Below are 3,993 nucleotides of genomic sequence, written 5' to 3'. Positions count from 1 at the left end.
CTTCATTTCCAGTACCCGCTGCCTCCCAGTTCCCTCAGTGGCATCGGCATCCGCAACTTCAAGTGCAGGATATACCGGCAGTGTTCGGATCCACTCTTTGCTTTCCTTCACGTTCAATGGTATGCCATCCAGTCTTGGCCAAACTTCTTTTTCCATATAAAGCCTAGATATTGAAGGGACATAAGGGATGAATCGTTCGTCTCCCCGCGCGTACAGTTCGGTGATGACCGCTTTGCTGTTTCCATCATAAACGATTTTCCCATCCTCCATCATGAGTACCCGATCCGCAACCCCGAACAGTTCTTCCAACCGATGTTCGACAAGAATGACCGTCATGCCCATTTCCTTGTTCAGCCTTTCCAGAATGAGAATCAACTCTTTGGCCGCAATTGGATCAAGCTGGGAAGTCGGTTCATCCAGCAGCAGCACCTTGGGCTTCAATAACAGAACGGAAAGCAAATTCAGCATCTGCTTCTGGCCACCGGATAGTTCCGATGGCTTCAATCTCAGCAATCCTTCCACTCCAAAAAAATGGACCATCTCTGCAACCCTTTTGCGCATTTCGAAATTCGAGTAGCCCAGATTTTCCAAGCCGAACACAATTTCCTGCATCACTTCATCCATGACGATTTGATTGTCGGGATCTTGAAAAACAAGGCCAATTTGTTCAATCAATAACCTCTCTTCCCAGTCCTCCAAACGCTTTCCTTCGTAATAGATTTCCCCTTTCCTCCTGCCTGCAGGGGCAAGCTCTTTTTTCAAAAGACGCAGCAATGTCGTCTTGCCGCAGCCGCTCGGGCCGCATAGCACTACAAATTCCCCTTCCCTCACACTTAAATGGATATCCTTCAGTGCTTTCCATTCCATGTCGGGAAAGCCGAATGTCATTTCTTCTATACGGAAAATTTCCACTTCAATTGTTCTCTCCCTTCAACGAGCAATGGAAATGATACCAATAACATCATACAAATAAGCAGGACCCAATCCAGGAAATAAAGGTGCAATGTCCCCAGAGCTGGATAGATAATGATTTTGCCGTACCCAAGCATCCCGCCTGTTACACATAGCGCAAAAAGAGCAGTCATTGTCACGAGCCACCCCTTATCCCGTTTGTTCATTCTGTAGGGAATATAAGGATTCCGCTTGCCCGTCCCGTATCCCCTCGCCTTCATTGAATCCGCCGTGTCCAATGATTCTTGCAAGGACCATGTCAACAAAATCTGCAGCATGGTCATCCCATTTCCCGCTCGCTCCCATATGGTTCCTGTCGAGGCTGTCGTCCCTTTGATGCGCTGCACGTCGCTTATTTCATCCAGCCTTCTTTTCAAAAGGGGGACGAAGCGGATGGCCAGCATGGTCAAAAAGGCGGTTCTTGGCAAGAATGAAGAAAAAACGAACAGAAATTTATTGCCGTTCAAAATGATGTTGAATGAAATGAACATCAGCAGGATCATGACAATCGACTGCGCCATTACGACACCGTACATCGTGGCTTCCAGGGTAACCTGCTTCCCTCGAAAGTAGAAGAAAATGTGCGTACCCCTTGAATTCAACAATGGATTCAAGACAATAATGGCAACGCTCATCCAGACGAGTGATGGAATCCATTTCCTGAGCGCTTTGCCGCCGCCATGGGCAAGATTGGCCCCAAACAGCAACAAGCACGCCACAAGCAGAAATGCTGGATGATTGAAATACATGGCGAGAAAGCCGACACATAAATAATAGAAGAAAACCACGAATGGGTGGCAGCTGCGAAAGCCACTTTCCATATTTGTACACCTTCTTTCATTTAACGTTTCTCATGCAGAAAACCGGCCGCATTGCACTGGCCGGTTTTCGCTTGGCTAAATTAACGGCGAAAAGGTTTCAGGTCGGCTTTCAGGTCCTCCCCAAGACTGGTCGTATAGAGCCATTCGACACGATCATCCACCATTAACGGGACCGTGCCTGCCCCACGATCAGGAAATACCCCATTTACACGGTACATCCAGCCGCTCCCCTGTCCACGATCAAATTCATAGACATTGGCGATACCTTCCACGTATGCACTGGCGCCTTTCCCGCCACGGTAATCCATTTGGATTTTATGTTTTTTCGTGATTTGGATCAATGCGTCCAGTACGGTATCCCCTTCCTTGAATTCCATCTTTACAGGAGTCAGAGGGACCTCACTTGACGAGATGACGATTGAGAAGACGATTGTGGATGCTTGCTCTTCAGGTTCCTTTTCTTTTTCAGCCGGGCTTTCCACAGGGGGTGCCGGTGGCTTGGAAGGGACCTGTACGGGTGCTGCCGTTTTTGGGAGATTGCCGGAAGTGGCGTTTGAAGGTTGCTTGCCACCTTCCCCTAAAGGCCCTGACGTATGATTTTCGGCTTTTCCTGGCTTGTTTTCAGCCTGCTCCTTTGCATGAGTAGGCTGCTGCACTTCTTTCTTTGCCGACGCAACCGTTGTAACCTGCTCATTTTCCACCCGTACCTTGGTTTCTCCTGCTTTTTCTTGCTCTTCCTTGCGGGAATCCGTTATTGATTCTTCAGAGATTCCCTCGTTCTCTTCTACGGGTTCCTGTTCCGTCAGCTCCTCGCTTGCATCCGTTTCCTGGCTGCTCTGCGGTTTTTCCAGCCCTGTCGGTTTCTGCAGTGACGATCCGCATGCGCCCAGCAAAAGAACCAATACAAAAGCGGCGGCCAAATTTGCGAAGATCTTCACATGGTTCCTCAACGATAGTCCCCCTTTACTAACATTCTTTGAATTGAATGTCCTCCATATTGCAGACATTCCAGCACCTTATTGGAGGAATGCTGGACCGTCCTTGAAATACGATATTTAATGTGAACACTTGATAAAATGAACGCGACACTGTTTATTTCTTGTTGTTCAGTGAACGGGAAAGGAACACGGCAAAATGCGCGCGGGAGACAGACCCTTTAGGATCGAAATTTCCGTTCCCATTCCCAAGCGTGATACCATTTTGATATAAAATTTCTGCATCTTTCCGGTGTGCATCCGACACACTGTCCAGATCAGCCAATTTCACTTTTTCATTTGTGGCTTTCAATCCAAAAGCTCGGACAAGCACTGAAGCCATTTGTTCACGATTCAGTTTTTCACCAGCACCGAAAGTTTCCCCGATCCCCTGACCTCTGAAAATGCCTGCCGCTTTCGTAGCATGTGCGGCCTCATAGAATACGCTGGATTTGGCTACATCCTTGAATCCTGCCGGCGACTCCGGAGCTTTCAAATCCAGTGCTCTGGCAAATAAAATCGCCGCTTCCCCTCGGTTCAATTCTAGGTTTGGCTTGAACGTCCCATCCAAGAAGCCAGYAATTACACCTTTTTCAGCAAGCTCCTGTATTTCTTTTTCCCCAAAAGATCCTTTCTTGACATCCGGGAATGAAAGATTCGGGGTCGATGCCTTTACGTCTCCCATATCATACAGGCCGGTTTTGCCAGTTTTGAGACGGTCATAGGCGACCAAAGCCATCATCCCTTGCTGGGTGGCCATGTAGTTGCTTCCCGAGCCTATCGTATGGGAAATCCCCCCGTCCTTATTGACAAAGGATTGAAGTGCTGAAAGCAAATCGCCCTTCTCTTTCTTGAATCGATTGTCTTCCAAGTCAATTCCAAGACTCGACAGCGCAATGATCACTTGTGAAACGCTTTCGCTGTTGACTGATCCCGCCGACTGGAATCCACCTTCAGCCAGTTGTTGCTTGGACAGCCAATCCAATCCTTTATCTGTTGCAGCCTTCGCTTCTTTGTTTTGTTGGTATTTCGCTAGGGCCTGTAGCGCCATGGCAGTCATATCGATATCACTTGCAGCTCCATCCGCCAGCGGGAAGCCACCATCGCCGTTCTGTTTCGCAAGCAGCCAGTCCACCAGCTTGGCTTTCGTCCATACCGCATTCGCAGGAACTTCATATTTTTTCGAGTCCAAGGCAAGCAATGCGAAAATGACACCGTTTGTCCCTTGCATCGTCATGCGTTCATTG

4 protein-coding genes are annotated in these 3,993 nt (G+C 48.4%); all 4 read right to left on the bottom strand.

Features of this window, described 5'->3' with window-relative positions; genetic code table 11:
- Positions 1-912: energy-coupling factor ABC transporter ATP-binding protein (locus AC1DSB_RS15685; protein ID WP_477587063.1), on the bottom strand; the 912-nt coding region annotated here is incomplete at its 3' end.
- Positions 894-1,772, bottom strand: coding sequence for an energy-coupling factor transporter transmembrane component T (locus AC1DSB_RS15680; protein WP_477532018.1), 879 nt, complete (start codon positions 1,770-1,772; stop codon positions 894-896). The genes AC1DSB_RS15685 and AC1DSB_RS15680, both read right to left, overlap by 19 nt.
- A gap of 80 nt (positions 1,773-1,852) precedes the next feature.
- Entirely contained in the window at positions 1,853-2,722 is an 870-nt protein-coding gene (locus tag AC1DSB_RS15675; RefSeq protein WP_477532017.1) for a DUF4430 domain-containing protein, read from the bottom strand.
- Between the two features lie 142 nt (positions 2,723-2,864).
- The coding region (locus AC1DSB_RS15670; protein ID WP_477587062.1) for an S-layer homology domain-containing protein at positions 2,865-3,993 on the bottom strand (1,129 nt) is incomplete at its 5' end.

The organism is Paenisporosarcina sp. P4_E4_2 (assembly GCF_056401595.1).
Note: the sequence above shows the minus strand (reverse complement) of the source record. Positions and strands in the feature narration are given on the sequence as shown.